Consider the following 21,331-nt stretch of genomic DNA (forward strand, 5'->3'; position numbering starts at 1 on the left):
CTGTGCGTCACACACTATGTGACGCACGGAGATGGCGAGTGAGCGAGAACGACGAGGCGCTGCTGTTCGAGAGCCTGCGGCTGGAGCTGCGGCGGGGGTCGTTGATCCTGGCCGTGCTGGCGAGCCTCAGGCGCGAGCAATACGGCTATTCGCTGCGGGTCGCCCTGGGCGAGGTCGGGGTCGAGATGGAGGAGAGCACCCTCTATCCGCTGCTGCGCCGGCTGGAGAGCCAGGGGCTGCTGGACAGCGAATGGCGCGAGGAGGAGCGGCGCAAGAAGCGGTTCTACCGCCTGTCGTCGCGCGGGGAGGCGATGCTGGAACGGCTCGCTGTGGAATGGCGCGGCCTGTCGGCCTCGCTGGAGAAGATGCTGTGAACACCGGGAAAGAGGGAGAGACCGGCATGGACCTGGTCGAACGTTATCTGAAGGCCGTGGCGGCCCAGCTGCCGAAGGACAACCGCGAGGACATCGTCGCCGAGCTGCGCGACGAGATCATGGGGCGTCTCGAGGCCTTGGAGGCCCGTCTGGGGCGCGCGCCGACCGACGACGAGGTCGAGGCCCTGCTGCGCGAGGTCGGTCATCCGCTGAGCGTGGCGGCGCGCTATCGCCCTGGACCGCATGCGCTGATCGGGCCTGAGCTTTATCCGTGGTGGATGTTCGGGCTGAAGGTCGGGCTGACGGTCATGGCGGCCGTCACCCTGATCGGCCTGGCGGTGCGGGTCCTGGTCGGCGACGTCTATGTGGGTCAGGCGATCGGGCAGGGGATCTCCAGCCTGATCAGCGGGGCGATCACGGTCGTCGGTCTGCTCACCGCCGTTGGCTTCGTGCTGGAGCGGCAGTCGTGCCGCCCCGACTTCATCGCCAAATGGCGGGTCAAGGATCTGGGTGTGTTCGAGCTGGGCGGCGATTTCGACGCCGAACGGTGGACCGCCCAACGGATGGCCAAGGGCGAATGGTTCACCAGAGGCGCTGAAGGGGCCTCGAAGTCAGGCCGCGCCGTGCGCAAGAGCGCCGAGATGTCGCCCGTGGCGCGCGCGGTGGCCAGCGCCATCGGCTGGACCGTGGTGCTGCTGTGGTGGACGGGCCTGCTTCAGACGCGGCCGGTCTCGCCCGACGAGCTGTTCGGCGTGATCGACGGCGTCAACTACGGCCGCATCCTGACGGACATGATCAGCGTCGCCTATTGGCCGGTCGCCCTGTTCGCCGCCTGCCGCATCGGCTTCGACCTGATGCGGGCGGCGTCGGGCGGCAATGCGCGGCTGACGGCGCTGGGCGACCTGGCGTTCGGGATCGCCGCCGCCTGGGGGCTGCTGTGGGTCTGGTTCTGGTCGGCCCTGTCGCCGCTGATCTGGGTCGGCAGCGTCACCGATTTCGTGGATCGGATTCGGGTTCTGATCGGCCGCTCCGGCGACGATGTGGGCGGGGTGGCGACGATCCTGATGGTCGTGGTCGTCTGGGCCTTCGCCGCAGAGGTGGTGCGGGTCATCCGCGCGGCGGCGCGGCTGGTCGTCGGTCGATAAGGCGAAGATGCCTCTTGACGGCGTGTAACCTATAGGTGATATGTCACCTCAAGGTTACTTCAGGAGGAAGTCGTGAACAAGGATGAAAACGCCGCGGTTCTGCGGGTGCAGTCGAGCCGGCGCCGATACTGGTGGGGCGGCGTCGCCATGCTCGTCATCGGCGCCGCCGCCATAGTCAACGGCGCAGGCTTCGCCTTTTTTCTCGGGGCCGATGCTGATCAAGCGACGACGGCGGGTGTGGCTGCGGGCGTGGGTTTTGGCCTCTTGATCGTGGGTGGGCTTATGGCCTGGTGCGGACGGCCAGGTCGGCCGATCAATGTCGCTGGAGGTGGAGAAGGGTCGCGCCGCGACAAGCTGCAGCGAGAGCGCACACGACTACTGATCCTCTACCCGGTGATCATGTTGATGTTCATGGTCCAAGCCCACAGCGCCATGCTGCGGGTCTTGGGCGGCGACCACAATCTCGGCGCCTATGTCCAGATCCTCCTGCCGGTCCTGTACGGCTGGCTGATCCCTGTTCTGCTGATGGGCTGGGACTGGAACGCGCAGAAGAACCGCCGTTTGATGGAAGACGAGCTGACGCAGGTTCTGCGGGCGCGGTCGATGATCCTGGCCTTCGTCGTGCTGATGGGAGGGGTCACCGTGGCGCTGGGGCTAGGTCTGTGGCGCGCAGATTATGGCGTGCTGGCTCTGCCCTATGTCTTGGCGCTGGGCGGGGCGTCGGCGGGCCTGCGGTTCGCCTGGCTGGATCGCGAGGCCGGTCGCGATGGGTGATCCCAGGCTCGGCTCGCGGCTGAAGGAGGCGCGCACCGCCGCGGGCCTGACGCAGCAGGGGCTGGCCGACAAGGCCAGCGTCTCGCGCAAGACCATCAATACGGTCGAGAACGGCGTCTTCGTGCCCTCGACTGTCCTGGCCCTTGAACTCGCCCGGGCCTTGGACACGACGGTGGAGGCCTTGTTCTTCTTGAGAGACTGATCCGATTCATGTCCGAAAACCGCGAGACATCGGCGGGCGCTCGGCGCATCCTGCGGACATGGATCAGCTGTTGGATCAGGAGGCCTGCTGGCGCGCCATCGTTGCGCGGGACGCCCGTTTCGACGGGCGTTTCTTCACCGGCGTGACCTCGACGGGCATCTACTGTCGGCCGGTCTGCCCGGCGCGGACGCCGAAGCGCGAGAATGTGGTCTTTCACCCCAGCGCCGCAGGGGCCGAGGCTGCGGGCTTACGGGCCTGTCTGCGTTGCAGGCCCGAGACGGCGCCGGAAATGGGCGCCTGGCGCGGCACGTCCAATACCGTCAGCCGGGCCCTGGCCCTGATCGAGGCAGGGGCGCTGGATGTCGGCGACACGGACGCACTGGCAACACGGCTGGGCATGGGCGAGCGGCAGCTGCGCCGCCTGTTCCGCCAGCATCTGGGCGCGGCCCCGGTCAGCGTGGCCCAGACACGGCGCGTCCTCCTGGCCAAACAGTTGATCCATGAGAGTGCCCTGTCGATGGCCGAGGTGGCGATGGCGTCGGGTTTCGGCAGCGTGCGACGCTTCAACGAAACGTTTCAGGCCCTCTATGGTCGCGCACCGTCCGACCTGCGACGTCGCAAGGTCCAGGCCGAAGCGGGCGGGGTGATCAAGATCGGTCTGTCCTATCGCCCGCCCTATGACTGGGACGCCATGATGACGACCTTGGCGACGCGCGGCGTCGCGGGCGAGACGGTTGTCGATGGCGTCTGGACCCGGCGGCTGCACCCCGACGTGGACGGCACGGACGGTTCGGTGACGGTGCGCCCCGCCCAACCGGGCAAGGCGGCGGTCGAGGCGCGGATCGACAATCTGAAGGCCTTGCCGGGTGTGCTAGCGCGGGTGCGGCGCGTGTTCGACCTCGGCGCCGATCCCGAGGCGATCGCGCGCGACCTGTCGGCCGATCCCGTTCTGCACGCCGCAACCAGGGCCAGGCCGGGGTTGAGGCTCGCGGGCGACTGGATCGACGCCGGCGAGGATGCGCCCAGCGACCGGCTGGAGACGACGGACGCCGCGCTGCTGTCGCGCGCCGAGCGGTGGCGGCCATGGCGGGCCTATGGCGCACTCTATTGGGCCCTGAGCGAGGAGCGGCGAGATGACCGAGCAGCCTGACATGCATCTGACCCTGGATCGCATCCCGTCGCCTGTGGGCGAGGTGCTGGTCGTCACCGACGCCGACGGCGCGGTGCGGGCGTTGGACTTCCACGACTACGAAGCCCGTCTGCGCCTGCTGCTGCGCCGCCACTACGGTGAGGTCGTGCTGACCGAAGGCCGTGCGCCGGAGCCGGTGCGGCGAGCGGTCGAGGCCTGGTTCGGCGGTGATCTGACCGCCTTTGACGCGATCACGGTCCGCACCGGCGGCACGGATTTCCAACGCGCGGTGTGGAAGGCCTTGCGCAACATCCCGACGGGCGAGACCCGCACCTATGGTCAGCTCGCTGCGGCCATCGGCGCGCCAAAGGCCGTCCGCGCCGTGGGCCTGGCCAACGGCGCCAATCCGGTCGGCGTCATCGTGCCCTGCCACCGCGTGATCGGAGCGAATGGAACGTTGACCGGCTATGCCGGCGGACTTGAGCGCAAACGCTGGCTGCTGGCGCATGAAGCGGGCGGCCGGCTGCTTTAGCCCCGCGTGAACCGTTCGGGCGGCAGGGCGGCGTAGGTGAAGCGGGCCTGACGCACCGCGCCCTTGAAGTAGTTCACGCGGTTGATGCGGCAACCGACCGAGGCGCGGCCTGGCCCTTGCGGCGTGAACAGCAGCGGGTGCTCTCCCTGCAGAACGCCGTCGACATAGGCCCTGTACAGGACGCCGTCGAAGGTCTGGGCGACGTGGAACCACTGTCCGCACGGATGGAGCCGCTCGGGGAAGATCAGGGTGTGGTTGTATCCGGGGCCGCGCGTGAAGGCGTCCAGGTACCAGCGGTCCTGAACCACGCGGATCTCGAACAGGAAGCGCGTCTGCGACGGTGGCTGACCGGCCGGCGCCTCTTCGGCGAGATGAAACCAGCGCTGTTCGAAGGCGCCGCCGTCGGGTCGGAACAGGGCCTCGAACGTGAAAGTCTCGGCCCCGGCCAGCGGATGCTGATCGATGAAAAGGGCGTCGTCCACGCCGTCAAACTGAACCGCTCGGCCGAAGTGACTGTCGATCAGGCTCGGTGCGCCTTCGACACGGGTCTCGATCCCCCCGATGTCGGTCAGGCGATCAAAGGTCCATACCGACTGGCGCGGCGATGCAGTCGTCATGGTCGCGCACCCCGGCAGGATCACAGCCGCGGCGCCTGATGCGCCCAGGGCCATCAGGCGGCGGCGGTCCAGCGGCAGGACGTCAGGCATGGTTCATCTCCGGGCGGCTTTGTCGCGCGACACTATGGGATCGGGGGCGTGAGGCAACGGCCTGCGTCCCGGTTCGTTGTCTCGATCCCTACACACTGGAGTATCGACGATGAAACTTTCCAATGGCGCGCTGGTGGCGGTGGTCGATGGCGAGAAGCTGGCCCTGTTCAAGAACACGAACGCCTCGGACATCAAGCTGACGCCGCTGGAGACCCCTACGATCGCGGACCGCGTGTCGGGTTCGGCCGGTCGTCGATCCAACGAGGCCAACCCCGACAACGACACCCAGGCCGAGGACGGCTTCGCCATGGGCGTCGCCGAGGTGCTGAACAAATGGTCGGTCACCAACAAGATCGACGAACTGCTGGTGATCGCAGCGCCCAAGACTCTCGGCGAACTGCGCAAGCATTGGCATAAGGACCTTCAAGCCAAGCTGGTCGGCGAGATCGCCAAGGACCTGACCGGCCATTCCAGCGATCAGATCGCCGCCGCCATCGACAAGGCATAACGTCAGTCAGACGGGCGCTGCGCGGCACCCGTCCCTTGATCAGGCGGCGCGTCTCGACTGCGCCGTCTGACCCAGATCAAAGCGACTGATCAGACCCTCCAGTTCGCCGGCCTCGTTCGTCAGGGCGTGGCTGGCGGCTGTGGATTCCTCGACCATGGCGGCGTTCTGTTGGGTGAACTGATCCATCTGATTGATCGCCACATTGATCTCGCCGATGCCGACGGACTGTTCGCGTGTGGCGGCGGCGATGGTGCGAACCAGGGCGTTGGCCTCCGCCACCTGTGTGGCGATCGCGCTGAGGCTATCGCGCGTCAGCGACACCTGATCGGATCCGCGCTGCACATTGCTTTGCGACAGGGCGATCAGACCCTTGATCTCTTTTGCGGCGCTGGCTGACCGTTCGGCCAGGCCCCGCACCTCGGAGGCCACGACGGCGAAACCGCGCCCGGCTTCCCCGGCCCGGGCGGCCTCGACGCCGGCGTTCAGGGCCAGAAGGCTGGTTTGGAAGGCGATCTCGTCGATCACGCCGACGATCTGATTAATCTGGGTCGAGGACTGCTCGATCTCCGACATGGCGCCGATCGCGTCGTGGACGACGGTTTCGCCCCTGTCGGCCGCCGCCTTCGCCGCCTCTGTGATGTCGCGGGCGCGCTCGGCGTTTTCGGCGCTGCTGCGCACCGTCTGCGTCAGCTCGTCCAGTGCGGCGGCGGTCTGCTCCAGACCGGCGGCCTGCTGTTCGGTCCGGCGCGACAGGCTGTCGGCTGCGGCGGCGATGTCCTGGCATCCGCCGCGCATCGACTGGGCCGTGGTCCAGATGCCGGTCATCGTTGTGTGCAACTGATGCAAGGCGGCGTTGTAATCTTCCGGGATGCGACGCGTGTCTGCGGTGAAGCCCGCCTCCGGCATCCGCCAGGCCAGTTCGCCGGCGGCGAGACGCGACAGACCTTCGCCCAAAGTCTCGACGGCGCGGGTTTGCGAGGCGGCGAAAAGCTCGGTCTCCTCGGCGTGCCGGCGACGATCGGTTTCGGCGGCCGCACGCTCGCGTTGCTGCTGATCGCGACGCGTCAGACCGTCGGCAAGCTCGAGCCGGAAACCTTCAAGCGCCCGCGCAATCTGGCCCAGTTCATCGGCCTTGTCCGCACCGGCGACGGGAATGTCATAGCGTCCTTCGCTCATGGTCCGCACATCGGCCGTCAGACGCGCCAGCGGGCGTCGGATCAGACGGTCGCTGGTGACCAGAAGGGCGACGATGATGGCGGCGATGATCAGGACGCCGCCGACCAGAAGCATCAAGGCCAGCTGGCGCGCCGGGGCCTCGATCGTCTTGACGGGGATATCCAGCACGACGGCCCAGGTCGCCTTCTGACCGGGCAGGATCACAGGCTGGACCAGACGTCGAACCGGCTCGCCGTTCACGCTGACGCCCTCGACCGTCTGGGTCTGACCTTTGGCGATCACGTTGCGCACGATGTCCGCGCCGGCGTCGGCATAGGCCTTGCCACGCACGGCGGCGTCGGGATGCGCGACCCAGACGCCCTTGTTCGACACCAGGGTGACGCGGCCGGCGCCCAGCGGCTTCATCGCCGCCAAGCGCTGCGACAGGTTGGCCAAGGTGATATCCAGGCCCGCGACGCCGATGATGCGGCCGTTGGCGCGCACCGGATAGGCGACCGAAGTCATCGCCACCTTGCCGCCGCCTATGCTTTCTTCATAGGGCTCGACCACGACCGGCGCGCCGCTGGCCATCGGCTCGGTGTAATAGGCCTGTTCGAAGTCCGATCCGTCAGCCTCGGGCTCCATCGCGATCTGACCGTCACGGCGCACCCAATAGATCGAGAGACGACCGTTGACGTTGGAGCTGGTCGCCGCATCCCCGCGGTGGGCGGCGTCGGCCCCCACGGCGTCCGGGGCGGCCATGAACCAGGCGCCCATGACCTGATCGGTGGCCTCCGCGTTCGGCTTGATCAGGGCCAGATAGGCGGCGCGATCCGTCAGGCCCGTCTGTCGCGCCGCGCCCAAGGTCGCGGCCAAGGTCTTGGCGCCCGTGCCGGCGGAAACGATCTCGTTGCGGATTTCCTGAGACGCCTCCTGAGCGGCGCTTTGGGCGTATCGGCCGGCCATGTCGCGTACGATGGCGCCGGAATAGGCCGTCACGCCGACGGCGGCGACAATCATCAAGGCGCCGATGGCGAGTCCCGCCACAACGGCGAGCTTCAGGGCGATGGACAGGCGATTGAACGAGAACATGACGGGCTCCGTAGGCCTGTATCCATGCGCCGCCGCCCGCAAACGTCCGGTTAAGGTCGCACTACGTAGTTACGCACCGTCCAGAAACAGGCGGCACGCCGGGTTGGCGGTCTCGTCGACGTAGGGGTAGCCCAGATCGGCCAGGGCGTTGGTCAGCTGGGCCTGCTCGTGGGGCGGCACGCTGATCCCCGCCAGCACCCGGCCGACGTCGTCGCCGTGGTTGCGATAGTGAAACAGCGTCAGGGCCCAGGCGGGTTGTAGGCTGTTCAGGAATCGCAGGAAGGCGCCGGGGCGTTCGGGGAACTGGAAGCGCAGGATGCGTTCGTGGGGCAGACCGACGGTGCGGCCGCCGACCATGTAGCGGACGTGCAGCTTGGCGGTCTCGTTGTCGCTCATGTCCTCGACGGCGTAACCGCCCGAACGCAGGGCCGCGATCAGGTCGTCGCGTTCATGCGGACCGTTTCGCAGGGCGACGCCGACGAAGATTTGCGCTTGCCCGTCGCCGGACCAGCGGTAGTTGAACTCGGTGACCGAACGGCCGTCCAGACTGTCCAGGAATCGACGATAGTCGTCGCGGTCGTCCTTCATCGCCACAGCCAGCAGGGCCTCGGCGCCCTCGCCGATCTCGGCGCGTTCGGCGACATGGCGCAACCGGTCGAAGTTCAAATTGGCGCCCGAGTTGATGGCGATCAGGCTGCCGCTACCGGGATGAGCGGCGGCCCAGGCCTTCAGCCCCGCCAGCGCGACGGCTCCGGAGGGCTCGGCGATGGCGCGGCTGTCGTCGAAAATGTCCTTGATCGCAGCGCAGATGGCGTCGGTGTCGACCAGGACGATCTCGTCCAGCAGATTCTTGCAGATGCGGAATGTCTCGCTGCCCGCACGACGCACGGCGACGCCGTCGGCGAACAGGCCGACCTCGTTCAGGGTGACGACCTCGCCCGCATCGATGGCGGCCTTCATCGTGGGGGCATCCACCGGCTCGACGCCGATGATCCGGGTCTGGGGCCGCAGGAATTTGACGATGGCCGCGACCCCGGCGGCCAGGCCGCCGCCGCCGATGGGCACGAAGACGGCCTCGATCGGATCGGCGTGCTGGCGGGCGATCTCGAGGCCCACGGTGCCTTGGCCCGCGATGACGTCGGGGTCGTCGAAGGGATGGATGAACGCCGCGCCGGTCCGGCCCTCCAGCTCACGGGCGTGGGCGTAGGCCTCGTCGAAGCTGTCGCCGTGCAGGACGACCTCGCCGCCCAGGGCGCGGACGGCCGCGACCTTGATGCCGGGTGTGGTGGTCGGCATGACGATGGTGGCGGGAATGTTGCGGCGTGCGGCCGCCAGGGCCACCCCTTGCGCGTGATTGCCGGCCGAGGCGCAGATGACGCCCCTGGACAGTTCGTCCTCCGATAGGCCGGCGATCTTGTTATAGGCGCCGCGGATCTTGAACGAAAACACCGGCTGCAAGTCCTCGCGCTTCAGCAGAACGGGCCGGTCGAGCCGCACCGAGAGGCGGCGCAGCGGGTCGAGAGGCGTCTCCTCCGCCACGTCATAGACGCGGGCGGTCAGGATGCGGCGGATGGTGTCCTGCATGGAAATGTCGTGAATAGGCGCTTAGGGGCAAAGAAGTGGGCTGCCATCTAGGCGATATCCGCCCGCTTGGGAACGGTTTTTGCAAATCGCGGTCGTCTGTGACTTGCACGGAGAGGTATGCATTTCCTCTTGCACAGCGTCCGCATCGGCCTACATTGCGCCTGCTTATGCTAAATGTGAGCATAAGGGTATGGAGATGATCATGGCTGACGGCGCCTTTGGTCTGACAAAAGAGCTGGCGCGGGAAACCGCCGGGGTGTGGGCCAAGGTCAAGGACCACGTCACGCCGCTGGAATGGCCCGCGCAGGCGCGCCTGATCAGCGAGATCAACCGGCTGAAGCGCGAGCGCGACGCGGTGATCCTGGCCCACAACTATATGACGCCCGAGATCTTCCACGGCGTCGGCGACTATGTCGGCGACAGCCTGGGTCTGGCCAAGGAGGCCGCGCGGTCGGACGCGAAGGTGATCGTCCAGGCGGGCGTGCATTTCATGGCCGAGACGTCCAAGATCCTGAGCCCGGAAAAGACCGTGCTGATCCCTGACCTGCGCGCGGGCTGTTCGCTGGCGTCCTCCATCACCGGAGCGGACGTGCGGCTGATCAAGCAACGCTATCCGGGCCTGCCGGTCGTGACCTATGTGAACACCACCGCCGATGTGAAGGCCGAGACCGACATCTGCTGCACGTCCGCCAACGCTGTTCAGGTGGTTGAGTGGGCGGCCAGAGAATGGGGCGTGGACCGGGTCATCCTGATCCCGGACGAGTTCCTGGCGCGCAACGTCGCGGCCCAGACGACGGTCGGCATCATCGCCTGGAAAGGCCGCTGCGAGGTGCACGAGCGGTTCACGGTCGACGATATCGCCGAGATGCGTGCCGTCTATCCCGGCGCCGAAATCCTGGCCCACCCCGAATGCCCTGAGGACGTGCTGGCGGCGGCGGATTTCGCCGGATCGACGGCGGCGATGACCGACTATGTCGAGGCGCGCCGGCCCAAACAGGTGGTGATGATCACCGAATGTTCGATGGCCTCAAACGTCGCTGGCGACGTGCCGGGCGTGCAGTTCATCGGCCCGTGCAACCTGTGCCCCCACATGAAGCGGATCACGTTGCAGAACATCCGAGACTGCCTGCTGCACATGCAGTTCGAGGTCACGGTGCCGGCCGACATGATCGAACGCGGACGCCTGGCGGTGCAGCGAATGATCGACCTGCCGCCGCCCGCCATCCCCGCGCGCTACGATCTGGTCAAGGCGCGCCACCACGTCGATGTGGAGCTGATCTGATGTCGATCAATTATCAGGATCTGACACCGACCGAACTTCGCAATCTTATGGCCAACGCCCAACGGCTTGAGAATGTCCAAGTGTATGGAGAGGCGTTAGATTGGTTGTGCCGCATGTCTCCCGACGCGGACATCGGCACGGCCGATTTGTCGGATTGGCTCACGCAGCGCTTTTGGCAGGCCATCACCGCAGCTGAACAAGTCCGCACCCAAGCGAATGGTAAGACCACTCGGTTGCAACGAACGAGAAACAAGGCTGCCAAGCAAGGCATCGTAAAAACGATGAGCGATTTGGCTTTGAAGAGCGAGCCAAGTGATGGCTTTCACTATCTAGTTGATGCTGGTCTGCCTCACCTTGTGTTCGAATACGTGATCGCTGAGATGCCTAACCGCTTCGATAGTCATGTGGTGGAGGCCGCGACCAGGCGTCTGGAGGAGTACGAAATTGCTCGTCCATCGCAACTTAGCGTCAATGACTGAAGACGCTTCAAATCGTCCTGGGCCTTGGGACATCAAGCCAAATGACGCCGCCGTCCGCGAGGCGCCGGACGAGCGCGCCGCCGTGGAGGTGCCGGTCGAGAAGGACCAGAGCCTGGTGTGGGCCATGCTGTCCACAGCGCTGATGGGCGGCTTCTTGTGGTGGATCACGGGCAGCGCCATCGTGGCGGGCGCGGTGCTAATCGGCCTGTTCGTCCATGAGGCGGGTCACGCTCTGGCGATGAACAAGCTCGGCATGGGGCCGGCCCGCATCTACATCATCCCCTTCCTCGGCGGCCTGGCCAAGGCGCGGCGTGAGCCGAAGAGCGAGTGGGACGGCGTGCTAGTCTCGTTGGCCGGACCGGCGTTCGGCCTGCTGGCGATGATCCCCTTCGTCGGGGTCTGGATGGTTCTGGGGCAGGGCGAATGGCTGATGGGCGCCTTCTTCATCGCCATGCTCAATCTGGTTAACCTTGTGCCGGCGCCGCCTCTGGATGGATCCAAGGCTCTTGGCCCGGTGCTGACGCGTGTGCATCCGCGCCTGGAGCAGATCGTGCTGCTGGTCATCGGCGTGGCGGTGGTCTGGTGGGGGCTGACGACCGGGCGGTTCATTCTGGCCGCCTTTCTGGCCCTGTCGGTGTTCAGCCATCTGAAGCGTGGCGTCTGGCGCGCGGCCTGGGGAACCCTGAGCTGGCCCGAGGCGGGCAAGAGCCTGGCGCTCTATCTGCTGACCTTGGCGGTGTGCGCGGCGGCGGCAGTCGGCGCCCTGATGCCGATGAACGGGGGCGATCCGGCCGGCGCGGTGCAATTGGGCCTCGACTATTTGGGCTTTGGACGATGAACCGAATGCGGCATGACGGACCTCTGATCGTCGGAGCGGGCCTGGCGGGGCTGTCGGCCGCGCTGGAGGCGGCGAAGGCTGGGGCCAAGGTTCTGGTCGTGACGCCCGAGCCCTTGCTGAACGCCTGTTCGTCCGCCTGGGCGCAGGGCGGGATGGCGGCGGCGCTGACGGCGCAGGACTCGGCCGCATTGCACGCCAGCGATACCGAGGCGGCGGGCGCGGGCCTGGTCGAGCCGGTCGCGGCGCGCGCCCTGACCGACGCCGGGCGCGAGACGGTGGAGTGGCTTGCGGCGGTGGGCGCACCGTTCGACCGGGATGCGGACGGCGGCTTCGTCGTCAGCCTGGAGGCGGCCCATTCCGTTCCCCGCGTGGCCCGGGTCGGCGGCGACGGCGCCGGCCGGGCGATCCTGTCGGCCGTCGTCGCGGCGGTGCGGGCTGAGAGTTTGATCGAGGTCTGGGACGACGCGCGGCTTAAGGCCCTGTCGAAGGATGCCGACGGCCGAGTGGTCGGGGCGGTGGTCGTGCGCGGCGACCGCCTGGTCGAGATCACGGCGACGGCGGTGGTGCTGGCCACTGGCGGTGCGGGCGGTCTGTTCGCGGCGACCACAACCCCGGCGGCGCTGAAGGGCGAGGGGATGGCGCTGGCGGCGCGCGCCGGCGCGGAAATCCTCGATCCGGAGTTCGTGCAGTTTCACCCCACGGCTATCGACGTGGGACTGGACCCCGCGCCGCTGGCGACCGAGGCTTTGCGGGGCGAGGGCGCGCGACTGATCGATGGTCGGGGACGCTTTCTATTGGGCGAGGCGGACGACGCCGACCTGAAGCCCCGCGACGTGGTGGCCCGCGCGGTCCATGCAGCGCGCGCCGACGGGCGAGGGGCCTTTCTGGATGCCCGCACGGCGATCGGGGGCGAGTTTCCTCACGCGTTTCCCGCCGTCTTCGCCGCCTGCATGCGCGCCGGCCTGGACCCGCGCGTTAGCCCGATCCCGGTGATGGCGGCCTGCCACTATCACATGGGCGGGATCGCCGCCGATGCCGACGGCCGCACGACGGTCGCGGGCCTTTATGCGGTCGGAGAGTGCGCGGCGACCGGCGTGCACGGCGCCAACCGGCTTGCGTCCAACTCCCTGCTGGAAGCGGCGGCCTTCGGTCGACGCGCGGGCCGGTCGGCGGCCGTGGAAACTGGCGGCGGCCGTGCGTTGGCGACGGAGATTTCGCCGGACCTGCCGGATGCGGCGATGGCCGAACTGCGGACCGCCATGACGGCGTATGCGGGTGTGGTGCGCGATGCGGAAGGGCTGCAGGCCCTGATCGCCCTGATCGACCGTTTGGAGAGGCAGTGCGGGCCGGCGGCTGTTCTTCTGGCGGCGCGGCTGATCGCCCAGGCGGCTCTGGACCGGCGCGAGAGCCGGGGCGGGCACTACCGGTCGGACTATCCGCAGACGGATGGGGCGGCGGTGCATACGCGCGTGCGAATCCCATACCCGGCGGCGTTGGAGGCGGCGGAATGAGACGACTTCCAGAAGTCCTGATCGAGCCTGTCGTGCGGCTGGCGCTTGCCGAGGATCTGGGTCGGGCGGGCGATGTGACCGCCATGGCCTGCATCCCAGAGGATGCGCGGATGAGGGCGGCCTTTGCGGCGAGGAAGCCTGGCGTGCTGGCGGGCATCGACTGCGTGCGCCTGGCCGTGCTGGCCATGGACCCCAAGGCCTCGGTCGATTTGAGTTTCAGAGACGGCGACGCCTTTGACGCGGGCGCCGTGCTGGCGGTGGTCGAGGCTGACGCGCGCGCCTTCCTCTCGGCCGAGCGGACGGCGCTCAATCTGGTCGGGCGGCTCAGCGGCGTGGCGACTTTGACGCGCGCCTATGTCGAAGCCGTCGCCGGGACCAAGGCGCGCATCGCGGATACGCGCAAGACCACGCCCGGGCTGCGCGCGCTTGAGAAGCACGCGGTGGCCTGCGGCGGCGGGATCAACCATCGCTTCGGTCTGGATGACGCCATCCTGATCAAGGACAACCACGTCGTTGTCTGCGGCGGGGTCGCCGAGGCGGTACGGCGGGCCAAGGCCTTCGCCCCGCATCTGATGAAGGTCGAGGTCGAAGTCGATGGGCTGGATCAGCTGGACGCCGTATTGGCCCTGATCGACGAGGGCGCGGCTCCTGACGTCATCATGTTGGACAACTTCAGCCTCGACGACCTGCGCACCGCCGTGGCGTGCGTCGCTGGGCGGATCGTGCTGGAGGCCTCGGGCGGGGTCGATCTGACCACCGTGCGCGGTATCGCCGAGACAGGGGTGGACGTCATCTCGGTCGGCGCCCTGACCCATTCGGCGCCGGTTCTGGATATCGGCCTGGACGCGCTCTGACGGCTTGTAGGCGTCCGCCGATCACGCGGGGCTGGAGGCCGTTTCGGCGACGTCGGTCTTGGCCGAAGTCTCGTTCGCCCGCGCAGGGCGCGAAGCCGGTTGGGCCGCGGCGGCGCGCGTGGGGACAGCGGAAGACGTCGTCGACTGGGCCGCCGGCGCGGGCATGGCGCGACCTTCCTGCGCCAGCACCATCGAATAGGCGACCGCCTGTCCGGCCTGCCGCGCGGTCTCGACCGGGTTGAGGCCGGCCTGGATCAGGCGCGGCTGGTCCGCCGGCGCCGCGCGACGGGCCGCGTAGGTGAAGGTCCCGCCGGTGCTCGAACGGCCGCCGAAGCGATAGAACAGATGGCTGCCGACCTGGCTGACCTGCACCAGCGACGAACGCCAGCCCGGCGTCACGGCGGTGGTGTGGAAATGGGTCGCATTGCCGACGCGCGAGAAGACCGACCCCGACATGGCGTTCGACGCCACGGTCCTGGCGCGGTTCCAGGCGGCCTGGTTGACGCGGCCGCGCATCGCGCCGGAGCAGGTGAAGGAGAACTGGCAGCCGGTGCTGCGCGCCGCGCCCTGGAAGACGACGCCGCAGACCGTCTTGGGGAAGGCGGGGTGGCGCACGCGATTCAGGACGACCTGGGCCACGGCCTTCATGCCGTCGGCGCCCTCGCCACGGGCTTCATAATAGACGGCCTGGGTCAGGCAATCGAGATCGCGGCTGGCGTCCAGGGCGTTGGCGACGCGGAAGGCCGGCGCGGCGGTCGGTGCGGTCAGGCTTGCGCGGCGAAGGTTGGGGTCGCCGGGCGCGCGAAGTTGTTCGAGACGGGCGGCCAGCAGTTCGGACTGGCGGTCGCGCTGGGCCGAGCCCGCGCTGGTGTAGGGATCATGACGACGCGCAATGGTCAGGGCGCTGGCGTCGAGGCCGCCGGCGGCGGCGGCGAGGGCTTCTTCCGTGAACCCAGCGGCGGTGGCGCCCTGAATCCGTTCGGCCTGGGCGCGCAGCGTCGTCGCGCGCGCCGTCGTGCCGCCCAGATAGGCGCATCCGATCGCCAGTCCCATCAGACCGCCAAAGGCTGCGACAGCCGTCATGGGCTTGATCTTGGCCACACGATCGGCGCGCAAAATGGCGCGCGTCTGCGAGGAATGCGACAACGAGATAGTCCTGTTCAGCAGGGCGAGAAACGCGGCCCCCGGGGGTAGTCTTGCCGGCGAGGCGACCTCTCGCGGTCGCGGTCCAGCCTGCAAATTCCGGCGCTCGGCTCACTGGCCCGGGCGTCGAGGACGGGCCTTTAGCCAGCCTTTTATGGCGTCAATGTGTTCGATTCGCAATCCGATGGTTAAGCCCTCAGATTCGACAGGTATTTTTTAGTCGCGAAGGCCTGTGTGGCTGCAACATGGCGATGACGGCGCAATCAATCGTCTGAATACTGTATCCGACTACAGTTGGACTTGTCGTGTGTGGTTGTGCTGCGGCGCAGCAGACTAACTGCATGGCTCAAAACTGTTTAGAATTATGACGACCGTCCAGCACGGAACTAAAACCGAAGACAGGAACCGCAGCCTCGATTTTGCGTTGAAGCGTGGCCTTTCGGAGAGAAGCCCATGTCGAAGATCATTGTTCTGACCGCCGCCGTGGCCACGGCGCTCACGCTGTCCGCCTGTGGCGCGACCATCGAACAGAAGGCCGCCAGCGGCGCGATCGCCGGCGCGGTCGTCGGCGGGCCGGTCGGAGCCGCAGTCGGCGGCGCTGCCGGCGCTGCTGTCGGTCAGGCGCAGAAGCCGAATTAAGATAGCTATGGTGGTGCGTGTTCATATGGCCGCGCTTGCGATACGGGCCACGTCGCCTATCTGATCGGAGTGTTGCGGCCACGCCGCCGCAACGCTCCAAATGACGCATCGGGCCGATTTGCGGGCTGCGAAACTTGATTTTCGCGCGCTTATCGGCTTTGTGCGCCCCGCTTCGGGCCGTGCGTGACGCAGCCTGACCCCCGACGACCGCCCTGGTCGCTCACAAGGAACCCTGACGCTTTCGCATGAAAGATCTGAAGACCGGATTCTCCGACCGCATTACCGCCCAGCAAGAGGCCAAGAAGGCCCTGCTCGCCAAATTCAAGCCCAAGGCCGCCGCGCCCGATCCCGAGTTCGACCGCCTGGCTGAAAAGCGCGCCGCCGAAAAGGAAGCCCTGCGTCAGCAGCACGAGTTGGCCAAGGCCGAGCTGCGTCGCGAGAAGGCCGAGAAGGAAGCCGCGCGTCTGGCCGCCGAACTCGCCGCTCAGGAAGAGATCGACGCCGAGAAGCGCGCCGACCGCAAGGCGCGCAAGCAACTGACCAAGGAAGAGCAGAAGGCCAAGCGCGACGCGCGTTACGCCGCCCGCAAGGCCCGCCGCTAAATCCAACTGCGGCTCCAAGAAGATCGACGCGTCGTATCGCTGCGGCGCGTTTTTCTTTGGCCGTCAGTTCCCTTGTTAGTTAGTTCGTCGTCGCGGCGCTGAGGCGTTCCAGCAGGGCGCGCAACTGGTCCGACGAATAGGGTTTACGCAGCAGCGGCCAGACCGTGTCGGCCAGCACCGCATCCACGTCCTCGCCGACGTAGCCCGAGGTCAGGGCGATCCGCAGATCCGGCCAGCGCGCCGCCGCCTCGCGCGCCAAATCGATGCCGCTCATGCCGCCGGGCATCACCACGTCGGTCAGCATCAGATCGAAGTCGTCGGCCTGAAGGAACTTCAGCGCATCGTCGCCCGTCTCGGCCCAGTCGACCTCCAGCCCGAAACCTTCCAGGATTTCGAGCGCGATGGCGGCGACGCCGGCGTCGTCCTCCACCAGCAACATCCGCCCGCCCTCGACCAAGGGGGCGCCATCGGCGGCGACCAGGTTCGACGTCATCGCGGCGTCTTCCGCCGACAGGGGCGGCAGGAAGATGCAGATCTCGGCCCCGCGTCCCGGCTCGGAGATGATCTGGACGCCGCCGCCCGATTGGCGCGCGAACCCATAGACCTGGCTCAGCCCCAGGCCCGTCCCCTTGCCGACGCCTTTGGTGGTGAAGAAGGGTTCGAACACCCGGTCGCGGATGTCCGGCGACATGCCTTCACCATTATCGGCGACGCTGACGCAGACATAGTCGCCGGCCGCCAGCTCGGCGATTTGTCCCGCCTCGACGGTGCAGGCCCGCGTCTGCACGGTGATGCGGGCCTGGCGGCCCTTGGCGCCGGTGACGTCGCCCAAGGCGTCGCGGGCGTTGACGATCAGGTTCAGCAGCGCGGCCTCGAACTGGGCCGGATCGACATTGGCCCGCGCGCCGCCGCGCTTCAGCTTGACCTTGAAGTCCACCGCCTCGCCGACGGCCCGGCGCAGCAGCGGTTCGCTCTCACGGATCAGGGCGTTCAGGTCGATCGGTTCGGGGCGCAGCGCCTGACGACGCGAGAAGGCCAGTAACTGATGCGTCAGGCTCTCGCCCCGTCGCGCCGCGGCCAGCGCCGCCTCGCCCAACTTCCTGCGCTTGGCCGCATCGTCGCTGCGCAGGATGATGTCCAGGGCGCCGATCACGACGGTCAGCAGATTGTTGAAGTCGTGCGCCACGCCCCCGGTCAGCCGACCCACCGCCTCCATCCTTTGGGCGTGGACCAGTTGGGCCTCGGCCTGAGCCTTTTCGATCAGGGCCGCATCGACCCGTTCTTCAAGAAGCTCGTTGATCCGTTTCAGATCGTCCTCGGCCTTCTTGGCGTCGGTGACGTCCAGACAGGCGCCGACATAGCCCTGGAACACGCCGGAGGCGTCGAAGCGCGGCACGCCTTCGGTTCGCAGCCAGCGCGGGCCGAGTGTCGGATGATTGATCCTGGTCAGGGCCTCGAACCGGTCCCGCGCCTCGAAGGCGCGCATGAAGGCCGCGGCGAAGACGCCTTCATCGTCCGGGTGGATCAGTCGCCTCCAACTGTCGGGCAGATGCGAGTCGGCCTCGACGCCGAAGAAGGTGCGGTAGCGCCTGTTGGCGAACATCATCTGGGCGGCGTCGTCGCTCATCCAGATCAACGCCGGCGCGCTGTCGGCGACGGTGCGGAAGCGGTTCTCGGATTCTTCCAGCTTGGCTTGCGCGACGCGCATGTCCGTGACGTCGAAGGCCACGCCGACGAAGCCGACAATGTCCTGTCCCGCGAGCCGCGGACGAGAGAACGACTTGAGCCAGCGCCACTCGCCGTCATGGCGGCGGTAACGCGCCTCCATCGAGAAGGGCTCGCAGGTCGCTTCTCCAGCGACCGATTCCGTCAGAATGCGGTTCTGATCCTCGGGATGGAGCGCGGCGCGCCAATCCAGGTTGAGGACGGTCTCATAGTCAGACCCGTAAAAGTCCACATACGCCCGATTGACGAAGGCGCGCGTGCGATCCTGGTTGGTGACCCAGATTAGCACCGGTGCGGTGTCGGCGATGGCGCGGAACCGCTGCTCGCTTTCACGGGTCTCGTTTTCGGCGCGCGCGCGTTCGACCTCGGCCCAGGTCCGCGCGGCCACCTCTTCAACCAGACTGACCTCAGCCTCGGTCCAGGCGCGCGGGGCGGCGGAGTGGAGATAGAGGAAGGCGCGCAGACGTCCGGCCCGGATCAGCGGCGCGCGGATCAGGGCGCGGGTCTGGATGTCCTCGAACGCCTTGGCGGACGCCGTCGTGCGTGCGTCCTCCCTCACGTCGTCGATCTGGATCGTGCGGCCTTGGTTCAGATCCGCGATCAGCCCTTCGCCAAAGGCGTTGAGATCGAACTGGCCCTGAGCGCTGCTTACCCCTGCTGTCCAGTCGCGGCTCATGGAAACGACGCCGGCCGTCTGGTCGACCTCGCCGTAACCCACCCGGTCGACCTTTAACAGCGCGCCCAGCCCGCTCTCGACCTCGGCCATGATATCGTCAGGATCGGTCAGGTCGCGCAGGCGATCACTGAGATCCAGCAGGAAGGCTTGTCTGCGTTCGGCCTGCGCCGCGCTTTGCAGAGCCTCGTGCGTCTCGGTCACATCGAAAGAGATGCCGGCATAGCCCATGAAAGCGCCTTGGCCGTCGAAGCGGGGCCGCGCGATGGCCCGCATCCAGCGCCAAACACCGTCGCGATCCCGAACCCTCGCTTCCATCTCAAAAGGCTGGCGTCCGGCCGCGCCCGCGTTTTCAGCAGCCTTCACCTGCTCCAGATCTTTTGGGTGGACGGCCGACCGCCAGCCGCCCTGTTTGAGCGCCTCCAAGCTCATGCCATGCAGGTCGAACAGCGCTTCATTGACGAACTCGAACTCGCCCTGGGCGTCCATCAGCCAGATCGGCGAAGGGGCCGTGTCCGCCAGCTGTCGAAAGCGGGTTTCGCTTTCACTCAGTCGCGAGATGGCGCCTCGCAACGAGGCGCCGATGGCGGCGATGAACAGGCCGACCAGCAGGAAGTTCCAGGTCGCTGTGCCGCCGACGGCCTCTAGAATACCGTCATGGCCAGTCGCAGTGACGCCGACGATCGCCCAGCCGCCGCCTGTGCAGATGACAAGCGCCGTCAGGGCCCCGGTCCAGCCGCCCGCCAGCGCCGCAAGCGTGACGGCCGGGAGCAGAATGGTGAAGCCTGTCAGGCCCCCATAGAGGGGTGACGCGAGCGCCCTCAACGCCAGACCCAGCAGCGCAAATCCCGCGCCGACGAGCAGACGGTGAGTGAACGAGGCCGTCGGCAGGCGCGCCAGGCCGACCAGCCAGCGATCCATGCCCGCGATCCGCCGTTTCGATCCGCCTGCGCTCATACTGTCGGTTCGCCCCATCAGCGACGCGTTTGCGATGCTGGAACATAGTCTTACACCTTGCGTTTGGGGCGACCACCCCCTGACGCGCAGCAGGGCGTGATAACGGCGGTCGTCGTGACGCCGGAAAATGGCCTATAAGTCAGACTAGACGCGCGATCTCAGCGAACGGCCGGTGCGCCGATCGCGGCTGTTGGACCCTGAATGACCCGCTTGCCCTGGAAGACGATGTGGAAGGCGCTTCGGCGTTCGGCGGCGGCCTTGCCCGCAGCCGGCGCGGTGCTGGGCGTCGCCATGGCGGCGGGGTCCAGCGTCCGCCCCGATATGGATCGCACGGCCGAGGCGGTCTCGCGCATCACCGGGGGCGACCTGGGCGCGGGCGGTCTGGCGGCGATCAAGGGGCGTCTGACGCCCTCGCAGTTGGCCTTGGCGATGCGGCACGATCCGAACCTGCTGCAACCGGTCCTCTATGGGCTGACGCCGGGCTGGGAAAGCCTGACCTTGGCCGGCAAGCCGGGACTGGAACCGGGCAAGAGCGGGCTGGAGGCCCAACGTCTGAATGCGGCCATGGCCCCGGCGTCCGGCGCGCTGCGTCCCGCCTTGCCGTTCGTGTTCAAGGGCAGCGCTCAGGATCGTCGCCGCGCCCTGCGCTGCCTGACACAGGCAGTCTATTACGAGGCGGCGCTGGAACCCGAAAACGGCCAGGCCGGTGTCGCTCAGGTCGTGCTGAACCGGGTTCGCGATCCCAACTACGCCAACACCGTCTGCGGCGTGGTGTTCGAGGGCGCCGAGCGCGTCACAGGCTGTCAGTTCAGCTTCACCTGCGACGGTTCGCTGGGCCAGGCGCCGGTGGGTTGGGCGTGGGACCGGGCGCGTAAGGTCGCTGAGCGCGCGCTGGACGGCGCCGTGGCTCAGGAGGTCGGCACCGCAACCCACTATCACGCCGACTATGTGCATCCCTGGTGGGCGCCGACGGTGGCCAAGGTGACGCAGATCGGCGCGCACATCTTCTATCGCTGGAAGGGCGTCTATGGCGAAACGGCCGCCTTCCGCAAAACCTATAGCGGGCGCGAGCCGGCGATCGACGAGGCGCGCTTCTCGCGGCCGCGTATGACGATCGCCGCCGGCGCCGCAACCGGCGGCGCCGATCCCGATGCGGTCGTCACGGACGCGCCCCTGCGCACCGTCGAGGTCGACGGGCGCCAACGCGTCGTCGGCGTGATCAGTCTGGGCGGGCGGCGACTGCCGACGCGTGACGAGGTGGCGGCGATCAACGCCCGGCTTTCCGCCGTCGACCCATCATCGACGACGCCCAAGCCTGCGGCTCCGAAAGTCGAAGGCGTCCCCTCGATGGACGTCGAAGAAGTCGGCCGACCGGCGACCTGACACCTTCATTGCAACGCTATAGGGCGTCAGGGCATTGATGCAT

The 21,331-nt window shown here is 67.5% G+C and carries 20 protein-coding genes; 15 read left to right on the top strand and 5 right to left on the bottom strand.

Features of this window, described 5'->3' with window-relative positions; translation table 11 throughout:
- Window positions 1-38 precede the first annotated feature (38 nt).
- The 6 genes from O2K97_RS04995 (at window position 39) to O2K97_RS05020 (ending at window position 4,156) form a co-directional block, all read left to right on the top strand.
- Window positions 39-374, top strand: a complete 336-nt coding sequence (locus tag O2K97_RS04995) for a PadR family transcriptional regulator (RefSeq protein ID WP_161638426.1) — start codon at window positions 39-41, stop codon at window positions 372-374.
- Window positions 371-1,519, top strand: a complete 1,149-nt coding sequence (locus O2K97_RS05000; RefSeq protein WP_269220693.1) for an HAAS signaling domain-containing protein — start codon at window positions 371-373, stop codon at window positions 1,517-1,519. The genes O2K97_RS04995 and O2K97_RS05000 overlap by 4 nt, the downstream gene beginning before the upstream one ends.
- Window positions 1,520-1,591: 72 nt before the next feature.
- On the top strand, window positions 1,592-2,293 hold the full coding sequence (locus tag O2K97_RS05005; RefSeq protein WP_269220694.1) for a hypothetical protein: 702 nt from the start codon (window positions 1,592-1,594) through the stop codon (window positions 2,291-2,293).
- Window positions 2,286-2,495 (top strand): helix-turn-helix transcriptional regulator, encoded by a 210-nt coding sequence (locus tag O2K97_RS05010; protein WP_017504712.1) that lies wholly within the window; start codon window positions 2,286-2,288, stop codon window positions 2,493-2,495. Before O2K97_RS05005 ends, O2K97_RS05010 begins: the two co-directional genes overlap by 8 nt.
- 58 nt (window positions 2,496-2,553) lie before the next feature.
- The gene (locus O2K97_RS05015; RefSeq protein ID WP_269220695.1) at window positions 2,554-3,645 is read left to right on the top strand and encodes a bifunctional transcriptional activator/DNA repair enzyme AdaA; all 1,092 of its coding nucleotides are present in this window, start codon (window positions 2,554-2,556) and stop codon (window positions 3,643-3,645) included.
- Window positions 3,629-4,156: a methylated-DNA--[protein]-cysteine S-methyltransferase gene (locus O2K97_RS05020; RefSeq protein ID WP_269220696.1), complete on the top strand. Its 528-nt coding sequence runs from the start codon at window positions 3,629-3,631 to the stop codon at window positions 4,154-4,156. The genes O2K97_RS05015 and O2K97_RS05020 overlap by 17 nt, the downstream gene beginning before the upstream one ends.
- Here the strand turns inward: O2K97_RS05020 and O2K97_RS05025 are convergent.
- The gene (locus O2K97_RS05025; RefSeq protein ID WP_269220697.1) at window positions 4,153-4,863 is read right to left on the bottom strand and encodes a LamG-like jellyroll fold domain-containing protein; all 711 of its coding nucleotides are present in this window, start codon (window positions 4,861-4,863) and stop codon (window positions 4,153-4,155) included. The genes O2K97_RS05020 and O2K97_RS05025 overlap by 4 nt on opposite strands.
- A 109-nt stretch (window positions 4,864-4,972) precedes the next feature.
- On the opposite strand from O2K97_RS05025, the gene O2K97_RS05030 reads away from it, so the two are divergent.
- The gene (locus O2K97_RS05030; RefSeq protein ID WP_269220698.1) at window positions 4,973-5,371 is read left to right on the top strand and encodes a host attachment family protein; all 399 of its coding nucleotides are present in this window, start codon (window positions 4,973-4,975) and stop codon (window positions 5,369-5,371) included.
- A 39-nt stretch (window positions 5,372-5,410) separates the two neighbouring features.
- On the opposite strand, the gene O2K97_RS05035 is transcribed toward O2K97_RS05030, so the two are convergent.
- Both O2K97_RS05035 and ilvA read right to left on the bottom strand, forming a co-directional pair.
- Entirely contained in the window at window positions 5,411-7,618 is a 2,208-nt protein-coding gene (locus O2K97_RS05035) for a methyl-accepting chemotaxis protein (RefSeq protein ID WP_269220699.1), read from the bottom strand.
- Window positions 7,619-7,687: 69 nt separating this feature from the next.
- Window positions 7,688-9,202: a threonine ammonia-lyase, biosynthetic gene (gene ilvA / locus O2K97_RS05040; protein WP_269220700.1), complete on the bottom strand. Its 1,515-nt coding sequence runs from the start codon at window positions 9,200-9,202 to the stop codon at window positions 7,688-7,690.
- A 190-nt stretch (window positions 9,203-9,392) separates the two neighbouring features.
- Here ilvA and nadA point away from each other — a divergent pair, with 190 nt between their 5' ends.
- The 5 genes from nadA to nadC are packed head-to-tail and all read left to right on the top strand — an operon-like array spanning window position 9,393 to window position 14,166.
- Entirely contained in the window at window positions 9,393-10,484 is a 1,092-nt protein-coding gene (nadA, locus tag O2K97_RS05045) for a quinolinate synthase NadA (RefSeq protein WP_269220701.1), read from the top strand.
- Complete coding sequence (locus O2K97_RS05050) at window positions 10,484-10,963, top strand: hypothetical protein (protein ID WP_269220702.1); 480 nt, start codon at window positions 10,484-10,486, stop codon at window positions 10,961-10,963. Before nadA ends, O2K97_RS05050 begins: the two co-directional genes overlap by 1 nt.
- Window positions 10,956-11,801, top strand: a complete 846-nt coding sequence (locus O2K97_RS05055) for a metalloprotease (RefSeq protein ID WP_269220703.1) — start codon at window positions 10,956-10,958, stop codon at window positions 11,799-11,801. Before O2K97_RS05050 ends, O2K97_RS05055 begins: the two co-directional genes overlap by 8 nt.
- A complete protein-coding gene (locus tag O2K97_RS05060) occupies window positions 11,798-13,312 on the top strand; it encodes an L-aspartate oxidase (protein WP_269220704.1) in 1,515 nt (504 codons plus the stop codon). The genes O2K97_RS05055 and O2K97_RS05060 overlap by 4 nt, the downstream gene beginning before the upstream one ends.
- Window positions 13,309-14,166 (top strand): carboxylating nicotinate-nucleotide diphosphorylase, encoded by an 858-nt coding sequence (gene nadC, locus O2K97_RS05065; RefSeq protein ID WP_269220705.1) that lies wholly within the window; start codon window positions 13,309-13,311, stop codon window positions 14,164-14,166. Before O2K97_RS05060 ends, nadC begins: the two co-directional genes overlap by 4 nt.
- 21 nt (window positions 14,167-14,187) lie before the next feature.
- Here nadC and O2K97_RS05070 read toward each other — a convergent pair whose 3' ends face one another.
- Window positions 14,188-15,249 carry a cell wall hydrolase gene (locus O2K97_RS05070; RefSeq protein WP_269220706.1) on the bottom strand — a complete coding sequence of 354 codons (1,062 nt, stop codon included), beginning with the start codon at window positions 15,247-15,249 and terminating at the stop codon, window positions 14,188-14,190.
- A gap of 513 nt (window positions 15,250-15,762) precedes the next feature.
- Here O2K97_RS05070 and O2K97_RS05075 point away from each other — a divergent pair.
- Window positions 15,763-15,948 (top strand): hypothetical protein, encoded by a 186-nt coding sequence (locus tag O2K97_RS05075; protein ID WP_017504724.1) that lies wholly within the window; start codon window positions 15,763-15,765, stop codon window positions 15,946-15,948.
- Window positions 15,949-16,193: 245 nt separating this feature from the next.
- Window positions 16,194-16,550, top strand: coding sequence for a DUF6481 family protein (locus O2K97_RS05080; protein WP_017504725.1), 357 nt, complete (start codon window positions 16,194-16,196; stop codon window positions 16,548-16,550).
- Between the two features lie 79 nt (window positions 16,551-16,629).
- On the opposite strand, the gene O2K97_RS05085 is transcribed toward O2K97_RS05080, so the two are convergent.
- On the bottom strand, window positions 16,630-19,869 hold the full coding sequence (locus O2K97_RS05085) for a PAS domain S-box protein (protein ID WP_269220707.1): 3,240 nt from the start codon (window positions 19,867-19,869) through the stop codon (window positions 16,630-16,632).
- A gap of 237 nt (window positions 19,870-20,106) precedes the next feature.
- Here O2K97_RS05085 and O2K97_RS05090 point away from each other — a divergent pair, with 237 nt between their 5' ends.
- Window positions 20,107-21,288 carry a cell wall hydrolase gene (locus tag O2K97_RS05090; protein ID WP_269220708.1) on the top strand — a complete coding sequence of 394 codons (1,182 nt, stop codon included), beginning with the start codon at window positions 20,107-20,109 and terminating at the stop codon, window positions 21,286-21,288.
- Window positions 21,289-21,331 lie beyond the last annotated feature (43 nt).

Source organism: Brevundimonas vesicularis, assembly GCF_027105095.1.
Lineage (GTDB): Bacteria > Pseudomonadota > Alphaproteobacteria > Caulobacterales > Caulobacteraceae > Brevundimonas > Brevundimonas vesicularis_E.

Bases quoted from the DNA above. Each gene is read 5' to 3' on its own strand.
- O2K97_RS05085 (WP_269220707.1), bottom strand. From the start codon at position 19,869: ATGGATCGCTGGCTGGTCGGCCTGGCGCGCCTGCCGACGGCCTCGTTC.
- O2K97_RS05030 (WP_269220698.1), top strand. From the start codon at position 4,973: ATGAAACTTTCCAATGGCGCGCTGGTGGCGGTGGTCGATGGCGAGAAG.
- O2K97_RS05010 (WP_017504712.1), top strand. From the start codon at position 2,286: ATGGGTGATCCCAGGCTCGGCTCGCGGCTGAAGGAGGCGCGCACCGCC.
- nadA (WP_269220701.1), top strand. From the start codon at position 9,393: ATGGAGATGATCATGGCTGACGGCGCCTTTGGTCTGACAAAAGAGCTG.
- ilvA (WP_269220700.1), bottom strand. From the start codon at position 9,202: ATGCAGGACACCATCCGCCGCATCCTGACCGCCCGCGTCTATGACGTG.
- O2K97_RS05075 (WP_017504724.1), top strand. From the start codon at position 15,763: ATGTCGAAGATCATTGTTCTGACCGCCGCCGTGGCCACGGCGCTCACG.
- O2K97_RS05080 (WP_017504725.1), top strand. From the start codon at position 16,194: ATGAAAGATCTGAAGACCGGATTCTCCGACCGCATTACCGCCCAGCAA.
- O2K97_RS05025 (WP_269220697.1), bottom strand. From the start codon at position 4,863: ATGCCTGACGTCCTGCCGCTGGACCGCCGCCGCCTGATGGCCCTGGGC.
- O2K97_RS05055 (WP_269220703.1), top strand. From the start codon at position 10,956: ATGACTGAAGACGCTTCAAATCGTCCTGGGCCTTGGGACATCAAGCCA.
- O2K97_RS05020 (WP_269220696.1), top strand. From the start codon at position 3,629: ATGACCGAGCAGCCTGACATGCATCTGACCCTGGATCGCATCCCGTCG.
- O2K97_RS05090 (WP_269220708.1), top strand. From the start codon at position 20,107: ATGACCCGCTTGCCCTGGAAGACGATGTGGAAGGCGCTTCGGCGTTCG.
- O2K97_RS05015 (WP_269220695.1), top strand. From the start codon at position 2,554: ATGGATCAGCTGTTGGATCAGGAGGCCTGCTGGCGCGCCATCGTTGCG.
- O2K97_RS05050 (WP_269220702.1), top strand. From the start codon at position 10,484: ATGTCGATCAATTATCAGGATCTGACACCGACCGAACTTCGCAATCTT.
- O2K97_RS05070 (WP_269220706.1), bottom strand. From the start codon at position 15,249: ATGACGGCTGTCGCAGCCTTTGGCGGTCTGATGGGACTGGCGATCGGA.
- nadC (WP_269220705.1), top strand. From the start codon at position 13,309: ATGAGACGACTTCCAGAAGTCCTGATCGAGCCTGTCGTGCGGCTGGCG.
- O2K97_RS05035 (WP_269220699.1), bottom strand. From the start codon at position 7,618: ATGTTCTCGTTCAATCGCCTGTCCATCGCCCTGAAGCTCGCCGTTGTG.
- O2K97_RS05060 (WP_269220704.1), top strand. From the start codon at position 11,798: ATGAACCGAATGCGGCATGACGGACCTCTGATCGTCGGAGCGGGCCTG.